Source organism: Streptomyces sp. NPDC032721 (assembly GCF_055579625.1).
Genome location: NZ_JBVIMX010000002.1, coordinates 119,442 through 145,211, shown reverse-complemented (window position 1 = coordinate 145,211; position 25,770 = coordinate 119,442). Strand labels below are relative to the sequence as shown.

At 71.9% G+C, this 25,770-nt stretch carries 19 protein-coding genes; 15 read left to right on the top strand and 4 right to left on the bottom strand.

Annotation, left to right across the window (positions count from 1 at the left end):
• Positions 1 to 51 precede the first annotated feature (51 nt).
• Complete coding sequence (malQ, locus tag ACZ5PB_RS06880; RefSeq protein ID WP_468688483.1) at positions 52 to 2,163, bottom strand: 4-alpha-glucanotransferase; 2,112 nt, start codon at positions 2,161 to 2,163, stop codon at positions 52 to 54.
• Entirely contained in the window at positions 2,163 to 2,399 is a 237-nt protein-coding gene (locus ACZ5PB_RS06875) for a hypothetical protein (protein ID WP_468688481.1), read from the bottom strand. Before ACZ5PB_RS06875 ends, malQ begins: the two co-directional genes overlap by 1 nt.
• Before the next feature lie 295 nt (positions 2,400 to 2,694).
• Between ACZ5PB_RS06875 and ACZ5PB_RS06870 the strand changes: the two genes are divergently transcribed.
• Positions 2,695 to 5,637, top strand: coding sequence for a beta-N-acetylglucosaminidase domain-containing protein (locus tag ACZ5PB_RS06870; protein ID WP_468688479.1), 2,943 nt, complete (start codon positions 2,695 to 2,697; stop codon positions 5,635 to 5,637).
• A gap of 150 nt (positions 5,638 to 5,787) precedes the next feature.
• Here ACZ5PB_RS06870 and ACZ5PB_RS06865 read toward each other — a convergent pair whose 3' ends face one another.
• Positions 5,788 to 6,324 (bottom strand): HNH endonuclease, encoded by a 537-nt coding sequence (locus ACZ5PB_RS06865; protein WP_266653880.1) that lies wholly within the window; start codon positions 6,322 to 6,324, stop codon positions 5,788 to 5,790.
• A gap of 228 nt (positions 6,325 to 6,552) precedes the next feature.
• Here ACZ5PB_RS06865 and ACZ5PB_RS06860 point away from each other — a divergent pair, with 228 nt between their 5' ends.
• The 10 genes from ACZ5PB_RS06860 (at position 6,553) to ACZ5PB_RS06815 (ending at position 18,927) form a co-directional block, all read left to right on the top strand.
• Entirely contained in the window at positions 6,553 to 7,668 is a 1,116-nt protein-coding gene (locus ACZ5PB_RS06860) for a mechanosensitive ion channel family protein (RefSeq protein ID WP_468688477.1), read from the top strand.
• Between the two features lie 151 nt (positions 7,669 to 7,819).
• Positions 7,820 to 9,016, top strand: coding sequence for an ROK family transcriptional regulator (locus ACZ5PB_RS06855; RefSeq protein ID WP_468688476.1), 1,197 nt, complete (start codon positions 7,820 to 7,822; stop codon positions 9,014 to 9,016).
• Between the two features lie 60 nt (positions 9,017 to 9,076).
• The gene (locus ACZ5PB_RS06850) at positions 9,077 to 10,411 is read left to right on the top strand and encodes an ABC transporter substrate-binding protein (protein WP_468688474.1); all 1,335 of its coding nucleotides are present in this window, start codon (positions 9,077 to 9,079) and stop codon (positions 10,409 to 10,411) included.
• 7 nt (positions 10,412 to 10,418) lie between these two features.
• The gene (locus tag ACZ5PB_RS06845; protein ID WP_468688473.1) at positions 10,419 to 11,360 is read left to right on the top strand and encodes a carbohydrate ABC transporter permease; all 942 of its coding nucleotides are present in this window, start codon (positions 10,419 to 10,421) and stop codon (positions 11,358 to 11,360) included.
• Positions 11,361 to 11,365: 5 nt separating this feature from the next.
• On the top strand, positions 11,366 to 12,259 hold the full coding sequence (locus ACZ5PB_RS06840; protein WP_468688471.1) for a carbohydrate ABC transporter permease: 894 nt from the start codon (positions 11,366 to 11,368) through the stop codon (positions 12,257 to 12,259).
• An 11-nt stretch (positions 12,260 to 12,270) separates the two neighbouring features.
• Positions 12,271 to 13,536: a 6-phospho-beta-glucosidase gene (locus tag ACZ5PB_RS06835; protein WP_468688470.1), complete on the top strand. Its 1,266-nt coding sequence runs from the start codon at positions 12,271 to 12,273 to the stop codon at positions 13,534 to 13,536.
• On the top strand, positions 13,533 to 14,519 hold the full coding sequence (locus ACZ5PB_RS06830) for an N-acetylglucosamine kinase (RefSeq protein WP_468688468.1): 987 nt from the start codon (positions 13,533 to 13,535) through the stop codon (positions 14,517 to 14,519). Before ACZ5PB_RS06835 ends, ACZ5PB_RS06830 begins: the two co-directional genes overlap by 4 nt.
• Positions 14,520 to 14,912: 393 nt before the next feature.
• On the top strand, positions 14,913 to 16,349 hold the full coding sequence (locus tag ACZ5PB_RS06825) for a hypothetical protein (protein WP_468688466.1): 1,437 nt from the start codon (positions 14,913 to 14,915) through the stop codon (positions 16,347 to 16,349).
• A gap of 98 nt (positions 16,350 to 16,447) precedes the next feature.
• The gene (locus tag ACZ5PB_RS06820) at positions 16,448 to 17,476 is read left to right on the top strand and encodes a glutamate ABC transporter substrate-binding protein (RefSeq protein WP_468688464.1); all 1,029 of its coding nucleotides are present in this window, start codon (positions 16,448 to 16,450) and stop codon (positions 17,474 to 17,476) included.
• Between the two features lie 107 nt (positions 17,477 to 17,583).
• Complete coding sequence (locus ACZ5PB_RS06815; protein ID WP_468688461.1) at positions 17,584 to 18,927, top strand: coiled-coil domain-containing protein; 1,344 nt, start codon at positions 17,584 to 17,586, stop codon at positions 18,925 to 18,927.
• 34 nt (positions 18,928 to 18,961) lie between these two features.
• On the opposite strand, the gene ACZ5PB_RS06810 is transcribed toward ACZ5PB_RS06815, so the two are convergent.
• Positions 18,962 to 19,297 (bottom strand): hypothetical protein, encoded by a 336-nt coding sequence (locus ACZ5PB_RS06810; RefSeq protein WP_468688459.1) that lies wholly within the window; start codon positions 19,295 to 19,297, stop codon positions 18,962 to 18,964.
• A gap of 10 nt (positions 19,298 to 19,307) precedes the next feature.
• Here ACZ5PB_RS06810 and ACZ5PB_RS06805 point away from each other — a divergent pair, with 10 nt between their 5' ends.
• The 4 genes from ACZ5PB_RS06805 (at position 19,308) to ACZ5PB_RS06790 (ending at position 25,639) form a co-directional block, all read left to right on the top strand.
• The gene (locus ACZ5PB_RS06805; RefSeq protein ID WP_468688458.1) at positions 19,308 to 21,713 is read left to right on the top strand and encodes a serine/threonine-protein kinase; all 2,406 of its coding nucleotides are present in this window, start codon (positions 19,308 to 19,310) and stop codon (positions 21,711 to 21,713) included.
• 2 nt (positions 21,714 to 21,715) lie between these two features.
• Positions 21,716 to 23,146, top strand: coding sequence for a PP2C family protein-serine/threonine phosphatase (locus tag ACZ5PB_RS06800; RefSeq protein WP_468688456.1), 1,431 nt, complete (start codon positions 21,716 to 21,718; stop codon positions 23,144 to 23,146).
• A gap of 59 nt (positions 23,147 to 23,205) precedes the next feature.
• The gene (locus ACZ5PB_RS06795; protein WP_468688454.1) at positions 23,206 to 24,564 is read left to right on the top strand and encodes a vWA domain-containing protein; all 1,359 of its coding nucleotides are present in this window, start codon (positions 23,206 to 23,208) and stop codon (positions 24,562 to 24,564) included.
• Between the two features lie 70 nt (positions 24,565 to 24,634).
• Positions 24,635 to 25,639: an FHA domain-containing protein gene (locus ACZ5PB_RS06790; protein WP_468688452.1), complete on the top strand. Its 1,005-nt coding sequence runs from the start codon at positions 24,635 to 24,637 to the stop codon at positions 25,637 to 25,639.
• Positions 25,640 to 25,770 lie beyond the last annotated feature (131 nt).

The window sequence follows — 25,770 nt, the reverse complement described above, 5'->3', positions numbered from 1 at the left end:
GGGGTCCGGGCGGGGTCGCGGCCGGGTCGGGGCCAGGTTCTTGGGGCCCGGTCAGGGCTCCCGCGCGAACACCTCCATCAGCCGGTGCAGCCGGGGTGACGAGGCCAGTTCCTCCAGGGTGAGCGGGCGTCCCCGGGCGTCGGCGACGGGCAGCCGCCAGTTGGGGTACTGGTCCCAGGTGCCGGGGAGGTTCTGCGGGCGGCGGTCGCCCACGGCGTCCGGCAGCCACACCCCGACCATCCGGGCCGGGGTGCGCAGCAGGAACCGGTACACGGCGCGCACCGCCGCCTCCTCGTCGCGGCTCCCGCCGCCGCCCAGCCCCTCGGGCAGCAGGCCGAGGCCCGCCAGGTACGTCAGCCACTCGGTGACCTCCGCCGCGTCCCTGGCGCGTTCCTCCGCCGGCGGGCGGGTGAGCAGTCCCAGGCGGTGGCGCAGGGCGACGTGGTCGCCGGTGAGGCGGGCGGCGGTGGAGGGCAGGTCGTGGGTGGTGGCGGTGGCGACGCAGCCCTCGCGCCAGGCGTCGGGGGGCAGCGGGCGGCCGGTGCCGGTCCAGTCGCGCTCGAACCAGAGCACCGAGGCGCCGAGGACGCCGCGTGCGGCGAGTGCGTCGCGGACGCCGGGCTCGACCGTGCCGAGGTCCTCGCCGACGACGACGGCACCGGCCCGGTGGGCCTCCAGGACGAGTACGGCGAGCATGGCCCGGGCGTCGTGGCGGACGTACGTCCCGTCGGCGGGCTCGTGCCCCTCGGGCACCCACCACAGCCGGAAGAGCCCCATGACGTGGTCGATGCGGATCGCGCCGCCGTGCCGCAGGATGCCCCGGAGCAGACTGCGGTACGGGGCGTAGCCGGACGCGGCGAGTGCGTCGGGGCGCCAGGGCGGCAGGCCCCAGTCCTGGCCGTGTCCGTTGAACGCGTCCGGGGGCGCACCGACCGACATCCCCCGCGCGTACGCGTGCGGCTGCGCCCAGGTGTCGGCTCCGCCGGGGTGCACGCCGACGGCGAGGTCGTGGACGAGTCCGACGGTCATCCCGGCGCTGCGGGCCTCCCGCTGGGCGGCTGCGAGCTGTTCGTCGGTGAGCCAGGCGAGGCGGGAGTGGAAGTCGATACGGTCCCGCAGGGCGGTGCGGGCGCGGGCGGTGTCGGCGGAGTCCCGGTCGGCGAGGCCGCCGGGCCAGGCGGCGCGGTCGGGCCCGTGGAGTTCGGCCAGCGCGCACCAGGTGGCGTGGTCCTCCAGGGCGCGGCCCTGCTCGGCGAGGAAGGCGCAGTAGGCGGCCCGGCGGCCGGGCCCCAGCGGTACGCGCGCGAGGATCTCCAGGGCCTGCTTCTTGAGCTCCCAGACCGCGTCGCGGTCGATCAGCGCCCCTTTGTGCAGGACGTCCGCGCGGAGTACGGCGGCCCGTCCGGACAGCTCCGCGAGCCGTGCCCGGTCGGTTTCGCCGGTGACGTACCCGTACTCGGGGACGTCCTCGATCCGCAGGTGCACCGGGTCGGGGAACCGGCGCGAGGAGGGCCGGTACGGGGACGGGTCGGTCGGCGCCCCGGGCACGGCCGCGTGCAACGGGTTGACCTGGACGAACCCGGCCCCGAGATCGCGCCCCGCCCAACCGGCCAGCTCCCGCAGGTCACCCAGGTCCCCCATGCCCCAGGACCGGCCGGACAGCAGTGAGTAGAGCTGTACGAGGAGTCCGTGCCGTGGCCCGCGCACCGGCGGCACGCGCGCGGGTGCGACCACCAGGTGGCAGCTGCCCCGCCGCCCGTCGGGCAGCCATGCCTCCAAGCGGTGCACGCCCAGCGGCAGTTGTTCCCAGCACTCGCGCTCTCGGGCCTCGTCCTCCTGCTCCGGTAACTCCCACTCGCCGACGTCCCCCTGCTCGGTCTCCACCCGTACCCGGGTGGAGGCGGGGAGTTCCGCCAGTACGTCCGGGGGGCCGGTGTCGTCCCGCCACAGGACGACGGTCGGCGGGAGGGGTGCGGCACGGAGCGCGGCCTCGCGCGTGGCGAGAGCGGCGTCGATCGCCTCCGCCGAGCTCGCGTCGACTCCCAGGGCGGCGAGCACCGCGACAACAGTGCCGTCCGGCACGAGAACACTGCGCCCCTCGGAGGGCGCGTACGAAGTGGCAACACCGTGCATCCCTGCCAGACGCGCAAGTGCTGCTGCCATCAGAACCCCGAGTACTCCATGCCGGACGCCGTTCCGTACGACGACGGCTCGCTGGTGAGGGGCGTCGCGTCGGTGAGCGGCGGCTCACTGGTCAGCGGCGCGGCATCGGCGAGCGGCGGCTCGCTGGTGAGGGGCGGCTCCGCACAGCCGCAGGCGCAGGATCCGTCGAGACCCGAGTCGGGTCCCGAGACCTGTTTGGACAGGGCCGAGAGGAGAAGCTGGGCGGAAGCGGCCACGGAGGGCCTCCCTTGATGGGGGACGCGGACTACAGCAGCCATACCCAGAGGGCGGAGCTACAGACATTTACGGTTGTTGAACGTGAGCCGGGTCACATTTGGTTCCCGGTGGCGGGAGTTGGCGGAAGAAGTTGAAGGAACCGGACGGACGGCCGCAGACTGTCCGCCACACCCCCTCCGGCAAATGCGACACAACAGGTGCCCGCATTGACACCCTTGGCGGGCGGGTGATGGGCTCGGCGCGCGTACGCGACAGTGCGTGAACAAAAGAACGACGAAAAGCGGGGAGTGCGGCGTGCAACTGGGGCGCAGAAGGGGCGCGACCGCCGTCGCGTTCGCCGTGATGGGCGGTCTGCTCGGCGGTGCGCCGGGGGCTGTTGCCGCCCCGCCCGCCCCGGACGTCCCCGCTCCCGCCGCCCGCGACCGGGACAGCGACTCCGCTCTGCCGCCGGTGTGGCCGCGCCCGCAGTCGATGCGCGCCGCCGGGGCCGCGGTGCCGGTCGGCGACCAGGCCGTGCTCGTGGTGGCGCCGGGCACCGACCCGTACGCCGTGGACGCGTTGCGCAGTGTGCTCAGGAGTGCGGGCGCCAACACCCTCTACGAGATCGCCCCGGGCGAGCCGCTGCCGCCGCGCGGTCTCGTCGTACGGGCGGGTGACGCCGAGGACGCCCTGCGGGAGTTGCGCGCACCGGCCCGTGGTGACCTGCCCCCGGGCGGTTACCGGATCGCGGTGGGGCAGCTCGCGGGCCGGGACACGGTCGCGCTGGACGGTGTCGGCGCGGACGGAATGTTCCACGCGGCGCAGACCCTGCGGCAGTTGGTGCGGCAGGGCAGGAGCGGCTCCGAGGTGGCGGGGGTCGCGGTGCGGGACTGGCCGGGCACGGCCGTGCGGGGCATGACCGAGGGGTTCTACGGGCGCCCCTGGAGCACCGAACAGCGGCTCGACCAGATCGAGTTCATGGGCCGCACCAAGCAGAACCGGTACCTCTACGCGCCGGGTGACGACCCGTACCGTCAGGCGCAGTGGCGCGAGCCGTACCCGGCGGCCGAGCGGGCGGGATTCCGGGTGCTCGCCGAGCACGCCCGGCGCAACCACGTGGCGCTGGGCTGGGCGGTGGCTCCGGGGCAGGCGATGTGCATGTCGGACGACCGTGACGTCAGGGCGCTGGTCCGCAAGGTGGAGTCGATGTGGGCGCTGGGGGTGCGGGTCTTCCAGCTGCAGTTCCAGGACGTCAGTTACAGCGAGTGGCACTGCGGTCAGGACGCCGATGTCTTCGGGTCGGGTCCCGAGGCGGCGGCCAGGGCCCACGCGCGCGTGGCCAGTGCGGTCGCCCGCCACCTCGCCGAACGGCACCCGGGCGCCGAGCCGTTGTCGATGATGCCCACCGAGTTCTACCAGTCGGGGGCGACCGCCTACCGCCGCGCGCTGGCCGCCGAGCTGGACCCGCGCGTGCAGGTGGCGTGGACCGGGGTGGGTGCGGTGCCGCGCACCATCAGCGGGCGCGAACTGGTCACCACCCGGGCCGCGTTCGGGCACCCGCTGGTGACGATGGACAACTACCCGGTCAACGACTACGCGCAGGACCGCATCTTCCTGGGCCCCTACACGGGCCGGGAACCGGCCGTGGCGAGCCGCAGCGCCGCCCTGCTGTCCAATGCCATGGAGCAGCCCTCCGCGTCCCGCATTCCGCTGTTCACGGCCGCCGACTTCGCGTGGAATCCGCGCGGTTACCGGCCGCAGGAGTCGTGGCGGGCGGCGATCGACGATCTGGCGGGCGACGACAGCGGTGCCAGGGAGGCGATGCGTGCCTTCGCCGGGAACCACGCCTCCTCGATCCTCGACCCGTCGCACGAATCGGCGTACCTGCGCCCGCTGATGGACGCCTACTGGAAGTCCCGCTCGTCGGGTGACGCGGCGAAGCGCGATGCGGCGGCGGTGCGGCTGCGGGCCGCCTTCACGGTGATGAAGGAGACCCCGAAGCGCCTCGACCGGGCCGCCGGGGGTGCCTTCGACGACGAGGTGCGGCCCTGGATGGACCGGTTCGCGCTGTACGGCACGGCGGGCGAGCAGGCCGTCGACATGCTCCAGGCCCAGGCCGCCGGGAAGGGTGCCGCCGCCTGGCGGGCCTCGCTCGCCCTGGATGCCTCGCGCTCCGCGCTGAAGGGGCCCCGGGTCACCGTCGGCAAGGGGGTGCTGGACCCGTTCCTGTCGCAGGCGGTGCGCCAGGGTGCCGCCTGGACCGGCGCGGACCGCGCGCCCGACGACGTCTCGCACGGCCCGGGTTCGTACACGGTGCGGCTGGGGCGCCCGCGCCCGGTGACGGCGGTGACAACCATGGCGGAACCCGGCGCGACGGACGCCACCGTCGAGGTGCACGTGCCGGGCGAGGGCTGGCGGCGGGCCGGCGTGCTGACCGGCGACGGCTGGACGCAGACGACGGTCGGCGGCACGCGCGTGGACGCGGTGCGCCTCGCCTGGGGTGCGCGGGCGCCGAAGGTGCGGCGGGTGGTGCCGTGGTTCGAGGACGAACCGCAGGCCCGGCTCACCCTGTCCCGCAAGGAGACGGACGTGGAGATCGGCGGCGCCCCCGCGCGCGTGGAGGCGGCGCTGAGCGGCCGTCGGCCCGGCGAGGTGCGCGGCGAACTGCTCGCGAAGGCCCCGAAGGGGGTGCAGGTGGTGGTGCCGAAGGCGACGGTCGTACCGCGCGGGACGGACGCCTCCGTACCGCTGGAGATCAAGGTCGCCAAGGGCACTCCGGCGGGCGAGTACCGGATCCCGGTGTCGTTCGCGGACGGCGAGGAGCAGATCCTGACCGTACGGGCCGCTCCGCGCACCGGTGGGGCCGATCTGCTGCGCGGTGCGGTTCCGTCGTCCTCGGGCGACGAGACGGCCGACTTCCCGGCGGCGGCCGCGTCGGACGGTGACCCGGGCACCCGCTGGTCGTCGCCTGCCGGGCCCTCCGCGTGGTGGCAGGCACAGCTGCCGGAGCCGGCCCGGATCGGCGCTGTGGTGCTGTCCTGGCAGGACGCGTACGCCAAGGCCTACCGGGTGCAGGTGTCGGCCGACGGGCGCACCTGGCGTACGGCGGCCACCGTGCGGGACGGCAGGGGCGGCCGGGAGACGGTCCGCTTCGATGCGGCCGACGCCCGTTTCGTACGGGTGCAGGGTGACGAGCGGGCCACCCGGTTCGGGTACTCGCTGTGGTCGGTGGAGGCGTACGCGGTGGACCCGAAGTGACAATCGCCGCGTAGTGGCATGGGCTCCGAAGTGATGTTGAGCGGCCGCTCAAGCCCTGTTTGAGCGGCCGCTCAAGAGGAACACCGCGGGGGTTGAGCGTTTGCTCAACCCCCGCGGTGTTTCTGCGCGCGGACACAAAAAATCCCGGTCTCAGGCCGATATGCCGTCGATCCGGGCCAGGGCGTCGTCCGCGCCGAACGGTTGCAGGTAAGGGAGCCAGCGCGGATCCCTGTGCCCGGTCCCGATGATGCGCCAGGCCAGACCGGACGGCGGGGCGGGCTGATGGCGCAGCCGCCAGCCGAGCTCCAGGAGGTGCCGGTCGGCCTTGACGTGATTGCAGCGGCGACAGGCCGCCACCACGTTCTCCCAGGCGTGCTGTCCGCCGCGACTGCGCGGAATGACGTGGTCGACGCTGGTTGCGACGCCACCGCAGTACATACAGCGCCCGCCGTCCCTGGCGAAGAGCGCACGGCGGGTGAGCGGAACGGGACCCCGGTAGGGAACCCTCACGAACCGTTTGAGCCGGACCACGCTGGGAGCGGGGACGACACGGGTCGCGCTGTGCAGAAAGGCGCCGGACTCCTCCAGGCAGAGTGCCTTGTTTTCGAGGACGAGGACGAGCGCACGGCGGAGCGGTACGACGCCGAGCGGCTCGTACGACGCATTGAGGACCAGGACATGCGGCACGGATGCCTCCTTGTACGCCGGCGGCGCGTGGCTCGCGCCGGGACGATGCACGAACAGTCTCCCCTCATGCCTGGTCGTGGCGCCACCACGTCCGCGTAACGGGCCCGAAGTGTTGTGCGCCACAGCCCGGAACCGGTCGACGGAGTGTCAGGGACCACAGCCCCCGGCCCCCCAAGTCAACGAGCCCCTTCACATTGCCCCGTTAGTGTGGTGGGTCTGCCACATCGCATGGAGGTGCCCGAGGTGTCCTGGTCCGGCCTACTGGTCGCAGAACCGCCCGCCGACCCCGTCACGTTCGACGAGGCCGCCGAGAAGGCGGGAAACGCCGCGAGCTGGGTGGAGCAGAACTGGTCCACCTGGCTGAGCGTCGGCCTGCGCATCCTGCTGATCATCGTGATCGCCACCGTCCTGCGGTCGGTGATCCGGCGCACGATCACCAAGCTCATAGCGCACATGAACAACAGCGCCCAGGCCGTGGAGGGCACCGCGCTGGGCGGCCTGCTGGTCAACGCCGAGCGGCGCCGTCAGCGGTCCGAGGCGATCGGCTCCGTACTGCGGTCGGTGGCCTCGTTCCTGATCATGGGCACGGCCGCGCTGATGGTGCTCGGCGCGCTGAACATCAATCTGGCGCCGCTGCTGGCGAGCGCCGGTGTGGCCGGTGTGGCACTCGGCTTCGGCGCGCGGAACCTGGTCACCGACTTTCTGTCCGGTGTCTTCATGATCCTGGAGGACCAGTACGGGGTCGGCGACAGCATCGACGCCGGTGTGGCCTCCGGTGAGGTCATAGAGGTCGGCCTGCGGGTGACCAAGCTGCGCGGCGACAACGGTGAGATCTGGTACGTCCGCAACGGCGAGGTCAAGCGGATCGGCAACCTCAGCCAGGGCTGGGCGACGGCCGGCGTCGACGTCCAGGTCCGGCCCACGGAGGACCTGGAGAAGGTGCGCTCCGTACTGTCCGAGGTCGCGGAGGAGATGGCGAAGGCCGAGCCGTGGAACGAGCGGCTGTGGGGCCCCATCGAGGTCCTCGGCCTGGACTCCGTACTGCTGGACTCGATGGTGGTGCGGCTGTCGGCGAAGACCATGCCGGGCAAGGCCCTGGGTGTGGAGCGGGAGCTGCGCTGGCGGGTCAAGGACGCCTTCGACAAGGCCGGGATCCGGATCGTCGGCGGGCCGGTCCCGCTGACCGTGGAGGAGCCGGTGGACCCGACGGCGGGCGTCGCGGCCCCGTCGGCGATGGCGAACCCGACGTCTCCGCAGGCCCTGGCCAGTGCCCCGATCCCGCCGGCGGGCGCGGCTCCCGGCACGGGGGGCGCCACCCCGGGCCCGAATCTCGGCAAGCAGTAGCGCACGGCGCACACCCGTCCCCTCCGCACCCCCCAGGTAACGCTTTGGTTGCCTCGGGGGTGCTTTCCATTGACGGGCGGATTCAGCGGGCCTTACCTTCCTGTCACTGAATAGGAAACTTTCCTAACAACCTTGTTGGGGTGACACCGAGATGGCCGTAACGCCAGGGACGCCGAGCGTTCTGCGCGCGATGAACGACCGTGCCGCGCTGGATCTCCTGCTGGCCCACGGCCCTCTCTCGCGTACCCGGATCGGCAAGCTCACCGGGCTCTCCAAGCCGACCGCCTCCCAGCTCCTGGCCCGTCTCGAAGCGGCCGGGCTGGTGGTGGCGACCGGCACGACGGAGGGCCGCCCCGGACCCAGCGCGCAGTTGTACGCGGTGAACGCGGGTGCCGCCCACGTCGGCGCCCTCGACGTGACGCCGGAGAGGATCCGCGCCGCCGTCGCCGATCTGACCGGCGAGACCGTCGGCGGTTTCGAACTGGCGACGCCCGGACGGCGCTCGGCGGACGTGGTGGGCCAGGTCACCCGGGCCCTGGACGGGGCCGTCAAGGACGCCGGGCTGGTCCGCGGCGATCTGCACCGGGTGGTGATCGGCACGCCGGGCGCGTTCGACCCGGGCACCGGGCGGCTGCGGTACGCCTCGCACCTGCCGGGCTGGCACTCCGCCACGCTGCTCGACGAGTTGGCGGCGGTGCTGTTGATGCCGGTCGAGTACGAGAACGACGTGAACCTGGTCGCGGTCGCCGAGCAGCGTCTCGGCGCGGCGCGCGGGCACGAGGACTTCGTCCTGCTGTGGGCGGAGACCGGCCTGGGGGCCGCGCTCGTCCTCGGTGGGCGGCTGCACCGGGGCTGGACCGGCGGCGCGGGCGAGGTGGGCTTCCTGCCGGTGCCAGGTGCCCCGCTGATGCGGCATGTGGCGCAGGCCAACGGCGGTGGCTTCCAGGAGCTGGCGGGCGCCGTCGCCGTACCCCGGATCGCCAAGCGGCTCGGGGTGGAGACCGCCGAGCAGCCGGCCGTGGAAGTGGCCGCCGGGCTGCTGGAGCGGGCGGCCGCCGGAGAGCCGGAACTCGCCGGGCTGCTGCCGGAGTTCGCCCAGCGGCTGGCCACCGGACTGGCCTCCGTGGTGGCCGTGCTCGACCCCGAACTGATCGTGCTGTCCGGGGCGGTGATCGCCGCCGGCGGTGAACCGCTGCGGGCACGTGTCCAGGCGGAGCTGGCCGAACTGGCCGCGCCGCGCCCCCGCCTCGTCCTCGGCGAGATCCAGCAGTCCCCCGTGCTGAGAGGTGCGCTGCACAGCGCCCTGGAGGCCACCCGCGACGAGGTCTTCGACACCTCGTCCCGCTAGAACCCCGCCCGTCCCCTTCACCCAACCCCCGTGCCCCGTCCTGCCCCTGGGAGCTCCGTCATGCGCAGAAACCGCCGTCTGTCCTCCGCCGCCGTCGCCGTCGCCGCGATATCGGTCGTCGCCACCGCCTGTACCGGCTCCGCCGAGAACACCGCGAAGGACGACCCGAACGCCAGGACCACGATCAACTTCTGGCACGGCTGGAACCAGCCGAACGAGGTCAAGGCGATCAAGGAGAACGTCGACCGCTTCGAGAAGGCGCACCCGAACATCAAGGTCAACGTCGTCGGCAACATCAATGACGACAAGCTCAACCAGTCGCTGCGCAGCGGCGGTTCCAACGGCCCGGACGTCGTGTCGTCGTTCACCACGTCCAACATCGGAAAGTTCTGCTCCTCGGGCGCCTTCGCGGACCTGAAGCCGTTCATCGAGAAGTCGAAGCTGGACCTGGAGAAGACCTTCCCGAAGGTCATGCTCGACTACACCCAGTTCGAGGGGAAGCGCTGCGCACTGCCGTTGCTGGCGGACGCGTACGGGCTCTACTACAACAAGGACGCCTTCGAGAAGGCGGGCATCAAGGAGGCCCCGAAGACGTACTCGGAGCTCCTGAAGACCGCGAAGGCGCTGACGAAGGCCAAGGGCGACGGCTTCGAGCAGCTGGGCTTCATGCCCGCCTTCCACGGCTACGAGACGACCACCGAGCACTACCTGGGCTCCTGGGGCCCGGAGTACTTCGACAAGGACGGCAAGTCGCAGGTCGCCAAGGACCCGGCGTTCGCGGACATGTTCACCACCCAGAAGAAGATGGTCGACGAGCTCGGCGGGCTGCAGAAGCTGGAGAAGTTCCGCAACACCTTCGGTGACGAGTTCGGCGCGAAGCACCCCTTCCACACCGGCCAGGTCGCGATGCAGATGGACGGCGAGTGGCGGCTGGGGATGGCGAAGGACGCCAAGGTCCCGTTCAGGATCGGTGTCGCCCCGATGCCCGTCCCGGACAGCCAGAAGGACACCTACGGCAGGGGCTACCTGTCCGGCACGGTGATGGGCATCGCCCCTCAGAGCAAGAAGCAGAACGCCGCGTGGGAGCTCATCAAGTTCATGACGACCGACACCAAGGCGGTCGTGGAGTTCTCCAACGGGATCCACAACGTGCCGTCGACCTTCGAGGCGCTGAAGTCGCCCGACCTGAAGATCGAGCCGGAGTTCAAGACCTTCATCGACATCGCCCAGCACCCGAAGTCCAACACGGCCGCGGGTGCGGTCAACGGCGCCACGTACCTGAACACCATCCAGGACTTCGGCTACCAGTACGAGAAGGGCACCGAGAAGGACCTCAAGGCGGGTCTGGAAAAGCTCGCGAAGCAGATCGACACCGACATCGCGAAGGCGAAGTAGCCCTCTGATGACCACGCACACGCTCCGTACGAAGCGCAGGAGGTCTGCGCTTCGTACGGCGGCCTTCATGTCGCCGTGGCTGATCGGCTTCGCGGTGTTCTTCGCGTACCCGCTGCTCTCCACCGTGTACTTCTCGTTCACGAAGTACGACGGCTTCGGCGCGCCGGCCCTCAACGGCCTCGACAACTGGAAGTACGTCTTCCAGAACTATCCGATGTTCTGGCCCGCGATGCGCAACACGCTGTGGCTGGTCGTCGTGATGGTGACCTGCCGGGTCGTCTTCGGGCTCGGCATCGGCCTGCTGATCACCAAGATCAAGACGGGTACGGGAGTCTTCCGCACTCTCTTCTACCTGCCCTACCTCGCCCCGCCGGTCGCCGCCACCCTGGGCTTCGTCTTCCTGCTGAACCCGGGCACCGGACCGGTCAACGCGATCCTCGGCGACCTGGGCCTGCCCACTCCCGACTGGTTCACCGATCCGGCCTTCTCGAAGCCGGCGCTCACCATCCTCGCGGTGTGGGGCATCGGCGACCTCATGGTCATCTTCATGGCCGCGCTGCTCGACGTGCCCAAGGAGCAGTACGAGGCGGCGGAGCTGGACGGCGCGTCGTCCTGGCAGCGGTTCCGCTTCGTGACGCTGCCGAACATCTCGCCCATCGTGATGTTCGCCGTCGTCACGGGTGTCATCCAGGCGATGCAGTACTACACCCAGCCCCTCGTGGCGGGGAAGGTCGCCTCCGGCATCATCGGCAACTCGGGCCAGACACTGGAACCCGGCTTCCCGGACAGCTCGACCCTGACCCTGCCGCAGCTCGTCTACAACCTCGGCTTCCAGCGCTTCGACTACGGCTCGGCCGCGGTCACCGCGCTCGTCCTGTTCGTCCTGGCGATGGCCTTCACGGCCCTGCTGATGCGACGTCGCGGCGGCCTTCTCCAGGCAGGTGACTAACTCCCATGTCCACCACCACACTTGAGCGACCGCTCAACACGGATGCGCCCACTCCGGCGCACCGCACCGCACGCCGCAAGGCCACGCTGCACTGGATCGGTGTGCACTCCCTGGGGATCGCGGCGGCACTGTTCTTCGTGCTGCCGTTCGTCTTCCTCTTCCTCACCTCTGTGATGAGCGACTCCCAGGCGCTCACCAGCGACCTGATCCCGCACACCTGGGAGTGGGGCAACTACGTCAAGGTCTTCGAGACACCGGGCTTCTTGAGCTGGTGGAAGAACAGCCTGCTGTACGCAGGTCTGGGCACCGTCCTCACGGTGGTCTCGTCGGTTCCGGTGGCGTACGCACTGGCCAAGTTCCGCTTCCGCGGGCGCAACCTGTCACTGCTGCTGGTGATCTCGATGATGATGCTGCCGCAGCAGGTCATCATCATCCCGATGTATTTGTTCTGGTCGAAGCAGCTGGACCTCACCGGCACACTGTGGCCGCTGATCATTCCGCTGGCATTCGGGGACGCTTTCTCCATCTTCCTGCTGCGGCAGTTCCTGCTGACCATTCCCAACGAGTACCTGGACGCGGCGAAGGTGGACGGCTGCGGCGAGTTCCGCACGCTGATCCGCGTCGTGCTGCCGATGGCCAAGCCCGGCATCGCGGCGATCGCCCTGTTCCAGTTCTTCGCCCTGTGGAACGACTATTTCGGCCCGCAGATCTACGCCTCGGACAACCCCGCGGCGTGGACGCTGAGTTACGGCCTGGAGTCCTTCAAGGGCGCGCACCAGACCAACTGGAATATGACCATGGCCGCGACCGTACTGGTCATGGCCCCTGTGATCCTCGTGTTCTTCTTCGCACAGAAGGCGTTCGTCGAAGGTGTCACGCTGACCGGAGTGAAGGGCTAGGTCATCAATTCATGAAACTCGCAGTAATTGGTGGAGGATCCACCTACACACCCGAGTTGATCGACGGCTTCGCCCGGCTGCGGGACACGCTCCCGGTCACCGAGCTCGTCCTGATCGACCCGGCGGCCGACCGTCTGGAGCTGGTCGGCGGACTCGCCCGCCGGATCTTCGCCAAGCAGGGCCACCCGGGCACCATCACCACCACAGGTGACCTGGACGCGGGCGTGGCCGGTGCCGACGCGGTGCTGCTCCAGCTCCGGGTGGGCGGCCAGGCGGCCCGCGACCAGGACGAGACGTGGCCGCTGGAGTGCGGCTGCGTCGGCCAGGAGACGACGGGCGCCGGCGGTCTCGCCAAGGCGCTGCGCACGGTCCCGGTCGTCCTGGACATCGCCGAGCGGGTGCGCCGCACCAATCCCGAGGCGTGGATCATCGACTTCACCAACCCGGTCGGCATCGTCACGCGCGCGTTGCTGGAGGCGGGCCACAAGGCGGTCGGTCTGTGCAACGTGGCGATCGGCTTCCAGCGGAAGTTCGCGAAGCTGCTCGACGTCTCCCCGGCCGAGGTCCACCTCGACCACGTCGGCCTCAACCACCTCACCTGGGAGCTGGGGGTACGTCTCGGCGGCCCGGCCGGTGAGAACCTGCTGCCCCGGCTGATCGCCGAGCACGGCGAGGACATCGCCGCCGATCTGCGCATGCCGCGCGCCGTCGTGGACCGGCTCGGCGTCGTCCCCTCGTACTACCTGCGCTACTTCTACCTGCACGACGAGGTGGTCCGGGAGCTCGGCACCAAGCCGTCGCGGGCCGCCGAGGTCGCCGCCATGGAGAAGGAACTGCTGGCGCTCTACGGCGACCCGGCGCTGGACGAGAAGCCGGAACTGCTCGCCCAGCGCGGCGGCGCCTTCTACTCGGAGGCGGCGGTCGACCTGGCGTCCGGGCTGCTCGGCGGCGGCGGTTCGCCGGTGCAGGTCGTCAACACGTACAACAACGGCACCCTGCCCTTCCTCCCCGACGACGCGGTCATCGAGACGCAGGCCCGCATCGACGCGAGCGGTGCGACGCCGCTCGCGGTGCCCGCGCTCGACCCGATGTACGCGGGGCTGATCTCCCATGTCACGGCGTACGAGAACCTCGCCCTGGAGGCCGCCGTGCACGGTGGCCGCGAGCGGGTCTTCAAGGCGCTGCTGGCGCACCCGCTGGTCGGCCAGTTCGAGTACGCGGAGGCACTCACGGACAAGCTGATCGCGCACAACCGGGAGCACCTGGCGTGGGCGTGAGCACTTCCCCGGACGGCTTCGAGGACGGCAGCGTCCTCGCGGTCGACGCGGGCAACAGCAAGACGGACGTGGCCGTGATCGGCGCGGACGGCACCGTTCTGGGCAGCGGCCGGGGCGGCGGTTTCCAGCCACCCCTGGTCGGTGTGCAGGTGGCCGTCGACGTCCTGGCGGACGCGGTGGTACGGGCGATGACGGCGGCCGGCGTCCAGGGCGTCGACCACGTCTCGGCGTGCCTGGCCAACGCCGACCTGCCCGTCGAGGAGGAGGAGTTGGCGCTCGCCGTGCAGGCGCGCGGCTGGGGCCGCAGCACCGAGGTCCGCAACGACACCTTCGCGATCCTGCGGGCCGGGGTGGACGAGCCGCGCGGTGTCGCGGTGGTGTGCGGCGCGGGCATCAACTGCGTCGGCATGCTCCCCGACGGGCGCACCGCCCGCTTCCCGGCGATCGGCAAGATCTCCGGCGACTGGGGCGGCGGCGGGGGCCTGGCGGACGAGGCCATGTGGTTCGCGGCGCGTGCGGAGGACGGGCGGGGTGCGCACACCGACCTCGCGCGCGTGCTGCCGGCGCACTACGGGGTGGAGTCCGTGTACGCACTGATCGAGGCGCTGCACCTGGGCCGCATTCCGATGGTGCGGCTGCACGAGGCGGCGCCGCTGGTGTTCGAGGTGAGCGCCGGCGGGGACGCCGTGGCGCGTTCGCTGGTGCACCGGCTGGCGGACGAGGTGGTGGCGCTGTCGTCGGTGGCGCTGGGGCGGCTGGGGCTGCTGGAGGAGGAGGCACCGGTGCTGCTCGGCGGCAGTGTGCTGGCCGCCAGGCACCCGGAGCTGGACGACCGGATCACGGCCCTGCTGGCCGAGCGGGCGCCGAAGGCGTCGGCGCGGGTCGTCACGGCGGCGCCGGTGCTGGGCGCCGCGCTGCTGGGACTGGACCACGTCGGGGCGCCGGCCGGGGCGCACCGGAGGCTGCGGGCGCAGTACGCCTGACGGCACGTGAGGCGTACGCACCCCGCGGCATGTGCGCCGCGTGTACCGCGTGAGGCGTGCGCACCGCGTGAGGCGTGCGCCGCGCGCACCGCGTGCGTACGGGCCGCCGACCGTGGCGTTCCCCCGCAATTGGGGACGACACGGTCGGCGGTCCTGCCCCCATGGCCCCCGGCCCCTTACCCGCATAGGATTCGGCCACGAAGTGGCATGTCCCCGGCACGAATTGGGCAACGACCGGTCCCCGGTCGGTCACCTTCCCGGCCGCCCGTCGGCCGGGCGCGGTGATCGTCCCCGGGTTCCGTACGGGAACCAAACGGATCTCTCCGACGTATTCATGGGGAGGGAGGCCCGCCGGAAGACGGGCCAGCCGTCCACGACCGAGGGGGAGGTCACGTGGCACACCCGCCGATGAGCGGCCCAGGGGGGACCGCGGTGGCACCCGCGCCCGCACCGGCAGCGCCACCCGCGCCCGCAGGCCCGGGGCCCCAGCCGCCCGCGCGCACCAGCGCCTGGTCCGAGGGCATGGACCGGCTGCGCGCGGGGGCGACGACCGAACCGGGACGGCTGCGGATCATCGGGGCCGTACTGGCCGTGCTGGTCCTCGCGTTCGGCGCGGCGACGGCCTGGCAGGTCGCCGACCGGGCGGCCGCCGCCGACGACGTGGTGCTGCGCAGCCAGCCGCTGTCCGCCGACGCCGCGAGCATCTACCGTTCCCTCGCCGACGCCGACACCTCGGCCGCCAGCGGATTCCTGGCCGGTGCGCAGGAGCCCCGCTCGGTGACCGAGAAGTACGACAAGGACATCGCCGAGGCCTCCCGGCTGCTGGTCAAGGCCGCGGCGAACACCGACGGTTCGGGCACCTCCCGCCAGGAGATAGCCACCCTCAACCAGTGGCTCCCCCGGTACACGGGCCTGATCGAGCGGGCCCGCGCCAACAACCGGCAGGGCCTGCCGCTCGGCGGCGCCTACCTGCGCTACGCCAACGACCAGATGACCGTCCACCTGCTGCCCGCCGCGGAGCGGCTGTACCAGGCGGAGACCGAGCGCCTGGAGCGCGACTACGACGACGCGAGCACCTGGCCGTACGTCGCCCTGGCCCTCGGCGTGCTGGCGCTCGGCGCGCTCGGCTGGGCCCAGCAGCGCAACTTCCGCCGTACGAACCGGGTGTTCAACCAGGGTCTGGTGGCCGCGACCGTCGCCTCCGGCGCCGTACTGCTGTGGCTGGTGGTCGGGCACTCGGTCGCCTCGTCCGGGCTCGACGACTCCCGGGCGCACGGCCAGGAGTCGCTGAAGGTCCTCAACGACGCCCGGATCAGCTCGCTCCAGGCGCGCGCCAACGAGAACCTGACCCTGGTGTCCCGGGGCGCGGTGACCACCTCGGACAACAAGGACAAGTACGACGCGGACTACCGCACCAGCATGGACAAGCTGGTGCAGCGGCTCGCGGACGCGGGGCGGCTCGCGGACGACGACGAGGGCCGGAACCCCGTGAAGCAGGCCACGGCCGGGGTCGACACGTGGAAGACGCGGCACACCGAGGCGCGCGCCGCCGACGACCTGGGCAACTACGAAGAGGCGCTGGACAAGGTCGTCGGTGCGAAGACCCCGACCGGTGAGTTCGATCCGAAGGACTCGACCGGCGAGACGTTCGCACAGGTGGACAACGCCCTGGCGAAGGCGTTGAGCTGGGAGCAGCGCGAGTTCACCGAGGCCGCCGAGGGCGGGCGCAGCGCACTGTCCGGGCTGGCGATCGGGGCGGCCGTACTGGCCGTGCTCGCCGCGGCGGCCGCCGTTCTCGGCATGGGCCGCAGGCTCGCGGAGTTCAGGTGATGAGGCCACAGGACGGACAGCGTGCACAGAACGGACAGCGTGCACAGGACGCATGCGACGCTCGGGACGCTCGGGATCAGGCAGCCGGAGGGAGTGCGATGAACGGGAGCGGGACGAAGAGGTCCGGTTCGGCCCGGACCCTGCGGGCCGGCTGGCGGTCCGGTCTGGTCGCCCTGGCGGCCGCCTGCGCGCTGACGGCGGGCATCACCGTGCTGCCGCTTCCCGACGGCGCGGGCGGCGGTGCGGACACGGTGGCGGCCGGTGGCGGCGTCACCACGGCGCTGCCCGCGAAGGCCGACGACTGCAAGGACCCCGAGGCGAGTCTGCGTCCGGGGCTGCCGGAGGGGGCCGCGATCGAGAAGATCAAGGCCCGGGGCAAGCTCATCGCGGGCGTCGACCAGAACAGCTTCCGCTGGGGTTACCGCAATCCCGCCAGCGGCGCCCTCGAAGGCTTCGACATCGACATCGTCAGGGCGATCGCCACCGAGCTGCTCGGCAGCCCGGACAAGGTCATCTACCAGGCGATCCCGACCAGTCAGCGCATTCCGCTGCTGAAGGCCCAGAAGGTCGACGTCGTGGTGCGCACGATGACGGTCAACTGCTCCCGGATCAAGGACGTCGCGTTCTCCCACGCCTACTTCCAGGCCGGACAGCAGGTGCTGGCCCCGCAGGACTCCGAGATCACCGGGTACGACGACTCGCTCAAGGGCAAGCGGGTCTGCACGGCCAAGGGCTCCACGGCGTTCGACGCGATGAAGAAGGACGCGCACGGTGCGGTCTTCGAGACGCGCGAGTACCCCGTGCCCAACCAGCTGGACTGCCTGGTGCGGCTCCAGATCGGCCAGGTGGACGCGGTCGTCACGGACAACGCGCTGGCCGCCAGCCAGGCGGCGCAGGACCCGGCGATCAAGCTGATGGGCGACCCGTTCACCAAGGAGTACTACGGCGTCGCGACGAACAAGGACAACACCGACCTGGTCAGCCGGATCAACAAGGTGCTGGACACGTACAGCAAGGCGAAGCAGGCGAACGGCAAGACCGCCTGGGTGAACTCCTACGAGAAGTGGCTGCAGGCGGACCTGCCGGGCCTCACGGGCCCGCCCGCCCCGAAGTTCAGGACGCAGTAGTTCAGGCCGCAGTAGCCGAGTTCAGGCCTAGTTGCCGAGTTCGGGCCGAGTGGAAGAAGCAGCCGGGAGAAGACAACCGGCCCAGCAGCGAAACGGAGAGGTGATCGATGGGCGTCGCGGGATCCTCCCCCGACCCGGCGGGGAGCCCTCCCGGCCCGGTCCTCGACCGGGACCGGGCGGACCGCGCCCTGGCGCGCCTGAGCGCCGAGCACGAGGCGATCGAGACCTCGCTGCTGGCCCTCCAGGACCACGCCGGACGGCGTCTTCTGGAGGGTGCCGAGCTGACCGGCCGCACCAAGGACCGGTGGGCGTCCACGGAGCAGTCGATCACCCTGCTGTGGACGTACTTCGACGCGTACACGACCGCCCTCGACACGGCCCGCGAGGTCCGCGCCCGGCGCCGCTGGCCCAGCCGCGAGGACCTGGTGGAGCTGACCGAACTGCTGCGGGGCGACGGCATCACCGTCTCCGGCGGCGCCCACTCCCACGGCGCGCCCGCCTCGATCACCGGCCCCGCCAAGCTGTCCGAGCACTTCTCGCTCGCCGAGCTGGTGAAGCGGATGAACGAGCTGTACGCGGCCTCCCTCGACATGGTGGTGACCGCCGACGCGGTGTGGTCGGCGCTGCCCGCCCGGATAGACCTCCTCGCCGCCGAGCTGCACCGCACCCGCTCGCTGGCGCACTCGGTGGGGGTGCGGCCGGGCGAGCATCCGGCGGGCGACGACCTGGAGTCGATCACCCAGGAGCTGGCGACGCTGCGCGCCCAGGTGGTGTCGGACCCGCTGGCCTTCTGGCGGTCCGCGCCCGGGAGTTCGGCACCCGGCGGCGGCCGGCCGGACACCGACCGCTACGACCGGGCGGCGCGCGCCCTGGAGGACGTACGCCGTGAGATCGACGCCGTGCTGACCGTGCGGCAGGACGCCGAGCAGCGCCTGGTGTCGCTGCGCGACGTGCTGTCGAGGGCGGACCGCACCCTCACCGAGGCGCGCTCCGCGCGCACCGAGGTCCTCGCGAAGATCGCCGGTTCCTCGGTGCCCGCGGTGAGCGGCCCGCCGACCGCGCTCCAGGAGCTGCTGGCGGCTGCCGCCGAGCACCGCAGGAACGCCCGCTGGCACCGGCTGTCCCCGCTGCTCGACTCGCTGGAGCGGGACGCCGAGGACGAACTGCTGCGCGCCCGCGAGTCGTTGGGCGCCGTCACCCAGCCGCTGGCCGTACGGGCGGAACTGCGCGGCAGGCTGGACGCGTACAAGGCGAAGGTCGCCCGGCACGGCATGGCGGAGGACCCGCAGCTCGTCGAGCGGTACGACGCCGCGCGCCGGATGCTGTGGAGCGCGCCGTGCGACCTGCGCGCCGCCGAGCAGGCGGTGCTGCGCTACCAGGAGACCGCCAGGGACGTCCTGACCCCACGCCCTTCGGGGCCCAACGACCGCATCCACGGGGGTAACTCATGAGCACGACCTGTCAGCGCCCCGGTTGCGGGGGCAACTACGAGGACATGGGCGGCGGGGAGATGTACTGCGACACCTGCGGGCTCGCCCCCGTGGTGTCGCCGAACGGGCTGATCGCCGCGAGTGCCACCGGCATCACCGGCGGCGGCAAGGCGTCCTCGCGGGGCTCCAACAGCAGCTCCCTGCGCAGCAGTTCGCGCGCCTCCTCGCAGGCGTCCCGCTCCTCCCGGTCGTCGACCTCGCGCCGGTCGGTCTCGGGGCGGCTCTCGCGGGCGCTGTCCGGGGCGACGACCTCGCGTTCGGTGTCGGTGCGCTCCTCGGGCAAGTCGACGGCCGCCTCCGGGCGCAACCGGCTCGGCGCGGGTCTGGTCACGGTGCCGGAGGTGCCGCGTCCTGATCCTCGTACGGCCATCATGGAGAACCCCGAGGTGCCCGAGCGGAAGCGATTCTGCTCGCGCTCGGACTGCGGGGCCCCGGTGGGGCGTACGCGCGGGGAGCGGATCGGGCGGACCGAGGGCTTCTGCACCAAGTGCGGCAACCCGTACTCCTTCGTCCCCAAGCTGGGCACGGGCGACGTGGTGCACGGCCAGTACGAGGTGGTCGGCTGTCTGGCGCACGGCGGTCTCGGCTGGGTCTACCTCGCCGTCGACAAGGCGGTGTCCGACCGCTGGGTGGTCCTCAAGGGCCTCCTGGACACCGGTGACCAGGACGCGATGGCCGCCGCGATCTCCGAGCGCCGCTTCCTGGCGGAGATCGAGCACTCCAACATCGTGCGGATCTACAACTTCGTCGAGCACCTGGACACCCGCACCGGCTCCATGGACGGCTACATCGTCATGGAGTACGTGGGCGGCAAGTCGCTCAAGGAGATAGCCAACGAGCGCCGCGACACCGGCGGCAAGCGCGATCCGCTGCCGGTCGAGCAGGCCTGCGCGTACGGCATCGAGGCGCTCGAAGCGCTCGGCCACCTGCACAGCCGCAACCTGCTCTACTGCGACTTCAAGGTCGACAACGCGATCCAGCAGCAGGACCAGCTGAAGCTGATCGACATGGGTGCGGTGCGCCGCATGGACGACGACGAGTCGGCCATCTACGGCACCGTCGGCTACCAGGCGCCCGAGGTCGCCGAGGTCGGCCCCTCGGTGGCCTCCGACCTGTACACGGTGGCGCGCACCCTGGCCGTCCTCACCTTCGACTTCCAGGGCTACACGAACGTCTTCGTGGACTCGCTCCCGGAGCCGGACAACATTCCGGTCTTCCAGAAGTACGAGTCCTTCTACCGCCTTCTCGTACGGGCGACGGACCCGGATCCGGTCCGCCGGTTCGCTTCCGCGTCCGAGATGGCGGACCAGCTGACGGGGGTGCTGCGGGAGGTCGTGGCGCTCCAGACGGGCAGGCCCAGGCCGTCGCTGTCGACGCTGTTCGGCCCGGAGCTGCGGGTCACGGACACCGGGCTGTTCGCGGAACTGACGGGTTCGGTCTCGCAGTTGGGCATACGGTCACTGCCCGCGCCGCGCCGCACCCGGCAGCGCAAGGGCGTCGCCGGGGCCGCGGGGGCACCAGGGGCCGCCGGGGCGCCCGGGGCAGCCGGGCAGATCCCCGCGCAGGCCCAGGGCCCGGGCAGCCAGCAGGCGTACGCACTCCAGGGCGCCCCGCAGCCAGGCCAGCCCGCACCCGGCCAGCCCGGCCAGCTCCCGCCCGGCGCCCACCCCGGCGCCGCCCCGTCGTCCGCCGCCGCCGTCGCCTACGCGCCCACCCAGGGCGGCCTCCCGGTGCCCCCCGCACCGCCCGCCCCCGGCGCCCCGCCCGCCCCGCCGGGCGCTCCCGCCGCGCCTGCCCTGGTGGCTCCCGAGCACGCCGAGTACCTGCGCTCCCTGGAGGCCAGGACGACCGCGCTGGCCCTGCCGGTCCCCCGGGTCGACCCGAACGACCCGAACGCCGGGTTCCTCGCGGGCCTGATGGCCGCCGCCCCCGCCGAACTGATCACCGCCCTGCGCTCCGCCCCCGCCGCCTCGGTGGAGCGGCAGCTGCGCGAGCTGCGGGCCCTGCTGGAGATGAGCGAGGGCACCGAGGCCGCCCGCACCCTGGCCGATCTGGAGGCCACCTACCCGGACGACTGGCGGGTGGTCTGGTACCGGGGCATCGCCTCGCTGGCCACCGGGGACAACGCGACCGCCGCGCTGTCCTTCGACGCGATCTACGACGCGTTCCCCGGCGAGGCCGCCCCCAAGCTGGCTCTCGCGGTGTGCGCGGAGGTGCTCGGCCAGCTGGACAACGCCGCCGAGTACTACCGCCTGGTGTGGACGACCGACCCCTCCTACGTCAGTGCCGCGTTCGGCCTGGCGCGCGTACAGCTGGCGGCGGGCAACCGCCCCGAGGCGGTACGGACGCTGGAGTCGGTGCCCGAGGCGTCGATCCACTACACGGCGGCACGCGTCGCCGCCGTACGGGCGAGGCTGCGGCGGCGCGCCGCGCACGACCCGCTGATCGACGATCTACTGGCGTCCGCGGCGCAGGTGGAGGCCCTCCAGGGCTTCGGTCTGGACGCCGTACGCCGGGAGCAGCTGGCCACCGAGGTGCTGGGTACCGCCCTGGACTGGGTACTCTCCGGTGGGCACGGGGCCCGCCCCGTGCAGACCGCGTTGCTCGGCAGCCCGTTGGACGAGCGGGGCCTGCGCTTCGGCCTGGAACGCTCGTACCGGGTGCTCGCACGGCTCGCGCAGCGCGGCGACGAGAGGATCGAATTGGTGGAGCGGGCCAACCGCCTCCGCCCCCGGACTTGGGTGTGATGATGTCGCAGACGCACCAGCTGTCGGCCTGCCCCGGCTGCGAGGAGCCGCTGGAATCGGGCGACTCGTTCTGTGAGGTGTGCGGGTACGACCTGACGGCCGTGCCCGAGCCGCCGGACGACCGGCCGACGGTCGCCATCGGGGCGCACGCGCCCGGTGCCGCCCCCTCGGAAACTCCCGCACCAGCTCCCGCACAAGCTCCCTCCGGAGCCCCCTCGGGCGCTCCGGCCGGCGGGCAGTCCACCGGCAGACCGGCCCAGGAGTCCTCCGCACCCGCCGCACCCACAGCGCCCGGTTCCGGCGACGACGCCGCCCACGCGTCCCCGCGCGCCAGCGACCCGCGCCGTCCGGCCGGGCACGACGGCTTCCCGGACGACGGCGAGGACACCGCCGACATGCCGGTCATCGAGCTGCCCACCGTGGACGACTACCCCCTGGCGGCCCCGGGCGCCCAGGGCACCCCGGGTGCGCCCGCGGCCGCTCAGCCGCAGCAGGTGTGTGTCGCCTGCCGGGCCGGGCGGATCGACACCGACGGCTACTGCGAGACCTGCGGCCACGCCCAGCCCCGCGAACGCGACCACCAGGAGCGCGAGTTGGGCTCGGTGGCCGCGGTGAGCGACCGGGGTCTGCGCCACCACCGCAACGAGGACGCGTTCGCGATCTCCGAGGCGACGCTGCCCGACGGTACGACGGCGACGATCGCCGTGGTCTGCGACGGGGTGTCGTCCGCGACCCGCCCCGACGAGGCCTCGGCCGCCGCGGCCGCCGCCGCGAACGCGCTGCTCCTTGAGTCCCTGCCGCAGGGCACCCACCCCCAGCAGGCCCTGCACGAGGCGATCCTGGCGGCCGCCGGTGCGGTCAACGCGCTGGCCTCCGACCAGTCGGCCGCCATGGAGCACGACCCGCACCGCCACCAGAACGCCCCGGCGTGCACGCTGGTCTCCTCGATCGTCGCGGACGGCCTGCTGGTCGTCGGCTGGATCGGCGACAGCCGCGTCTACTGGGTGCCCGACGACCGTTCCGCGCCGCCCGCCCGGCTCACCGAGGACGACTCGTGGGCGGCGCAGATGGTCGCCGCGGGTCTGATGGGCGAGGCCGAGGCGTACGCGGACGACCGGGCGCACGCGATCACCGGGTGGCTGGGCGCGGACGCGTACGAAATCGATCCGCACACCGCGTCGTTCAAGCCGGACCGTCCGGGCGTGGTCGTCGTCTGCACGGACGGGCTGTGGAACTACGCCGAGGCGGCACAGGACATGGCGCTCGCCATTCCGGCCGATGCGGCGACGCGTCCCCTGCACAGTGCGCAGGTGCTGGTGGGCCACGCGCTCGACGGCGGCGGGCACGACAACGTAACAGTGGCGGTGCTGCCGTTCCCGATGCTGCCGCAAGGGGCAGGATCCGCCTACGGAACCGGCACAGCGCAGCAGTAGGCGGCAACGGGCCGCACCACGTCTCGCACCATCCGCAGGTCTCACCAGGAGCCGAATCGATGGCCAATTTCTCCAAGTCCAACGTGCCTCAGTTCTCCGTCGACGTGTACCAGAACGAGTTCCTGCCGGAAGGCGGCCGTGAGGTCAACGCGATCGTGACGGTCACCTCGACCGGCGGTGGCACCAGCGGCGGCGCCCCCCTCACCGGGGCGAGCGCCTCGACCGCACGGATACCCGGCGAGGGTCCGGCGGCGGCCGTGGTGATCATGGTCGACTGCTCGGGCTCGATGGATTACCCGCCGACCAAGATGCGCGGCGCCCGCGACGCGACGTCCGCGGCGATCGACGCCCTGCGCGACGGGGTCGAGTTCGCCGTGATCGGCGGCACCCACCTCGCCAAGCAGGTCTATCCGGGACAGGGCTCACTGGCAACGGCGAGCGCCGAGACCCGGGCGCAGGCCAAGACCGCGCTGCGGTCGCTGAGCGCGGGCGGCGGCACCGCGATCGGCACCTGGCTGAAGATGGCCGACCGGCTGCTGGCCACCTCCGACGCCCCGATCCGGCACGGCATCCTGCTGACCGACGGCCGCAACGAGCACGAGTCGCCGAAGGACCTGGCCGCCGCCCTGGAGGCCAGTGCGGGCCGCTTCACCTGTGACGCCCGGGGCGTGGGTACGGACTGGGAAGTGAAAGAAGTCACGGGCATCGCCTCGGCCCTGCTCGGTACGGCGGACATCGTCGCGGACCCCGCGGGGCTCGCCGCGGACTTCACGCAGATGATGGAGAACGCGATGGGCAAGGAGGTCGCGGATGTGAATCTGCGGCTGTGGACACCGGTCGGCGTCGAGATCAAATTCGTCAAGCAGGTCGCCCCGACGGTCGAGGAGCTGACCACCAGGCGCACCGAGGCGGGTCCCCGCGCGGGCGATTACCCTACGGGGTCATGGGGTGACGAATCGCGTGACTACCACGTGTGCGTGACCGTGCCGGAGGCCGGTGTGGGCCAGGAAATGCTGGCCGCCAGGGTCTCGCTGATCCTTCCGGACGCGGCGGGCGGCACCCCGCAGACGCTGTCCCAGGGGCTGGTGCGGGCGGTGTGGACGGACGACATGGTCGCCTCCACGTCCATCAATCCTCAGGTCGCCCACTACACGGGCCAGGCGGAACTTGCACAAGCAATCCAACAGGGCCTGGATGCGCGGAAGTCGGGCGATTTCGACGGTGCCACGTCCAAACTGGGACGGGCCGTCCAGCTCGCGGCGGCCTCCGGGAACGCGGATACTGCGAAACTGCTTGCGAAGGTGGTGGACGTCGTCGACGAGGCGACGGGTACTGTGCGGCTGAAGGCGAAGGTCGCGGAAGCGGACGAGATGACTCTCGAAACGCGCTCGACCAAGACCGTTCGCGTGAAGAAGTAGCAGCAGAAGTTTTTCGTTTCAGGACTGTGTACGGCCTGCGGGCCGGACGAGGAGAGGGGGAAGCGCCGACATGCCGACCTGCCCGAACGGACACCAGTCGGGTTCCGACGACTGGTGCGAGGTCTGCGGCCATCGCATGGCCGGCGCCGTGCCGCCGCCCCCGCCTCCGCCGCCCCCCGCCTACGGTTACCCGCAGCCCGACCAGGGTCAGGGCCAGGGCGGATACGGCGGTGGCCCCGACGCCACCGCCCACGCCGAGCTCTGCCCGCAGTGCCGCACCCCGCGCGAGGCACTGGCGCCGTTCTGCGAGGAGTGCCGGTGGAACTTCCTCACCAACCAGGCGACGTACGCGCCGCCGGCCCCGCAGCCCCCGTACGGCGGTCAGCAGCAGCGTGACCCGTACGAGTACCAGGGTTCGCGGCCCTCGCAGATGAACCGCCCCGCCGAGCCGTTCCAGCAACAGCAGCAGGCTCCGTACCAGCAGCAGCCGCAGCACACCGGCGGGGGCGACGACGACTGGATGCTGCCGCCCCCCTCGCAGCAGGTCCCGCAGGGCGGGTACCAGCAGCAGGGCCAGGGACAGCAGGGTCCGCAGGGTGGCTACCCGCAGCAGGGCGGCTACCAGCCCGACTACCAGCAGGGCCAGCAGGGCCACCCCCAGCAGGGCGGCGGCCAGTGGTCCGCGACGGTCGGCCCGGACCGTGACTACTTCATGGCGATGATGCAGCGCAGCGGCCCGGAGGCGGGCGGCCTGAACCTGCCCGCGTACTCGCCCGAGCAGCACCTTCAGCTCACCGGCAGCCAGATCACCATCGGCCGCCGCCGGCACTCCACCGGCGAGTCCCCCGACGTGGACCTCGCGGTGCCGCCGGAGGACCCGGGCGTCTCGCACCAGCACGCGGTGCTGGTGCAGCAGCCGGACGGGACCTGGGCGGTCGTCGACCAGAACTCGACGAACGGCACGACGGTGAACGGCGGCGAGGACCCGATCCAGCCGTACGTGCCGGTGCCGCTCCAGGACGGCGACCGGGTGCACGTCGGCGCCTGGACGACGATCACGATCCACCGGGGCTGACGGAAGCCACGACGGAGGGGGCGGGCAGGACCTTCAAGGTCCTGCCCCCCCCCCCCCTTTGTCCGTTCCCTTCCCCACCGGCCACGCGTCATGTCCCGCCTAGGCATCCATAAAGGCCCAATGTTCAACGG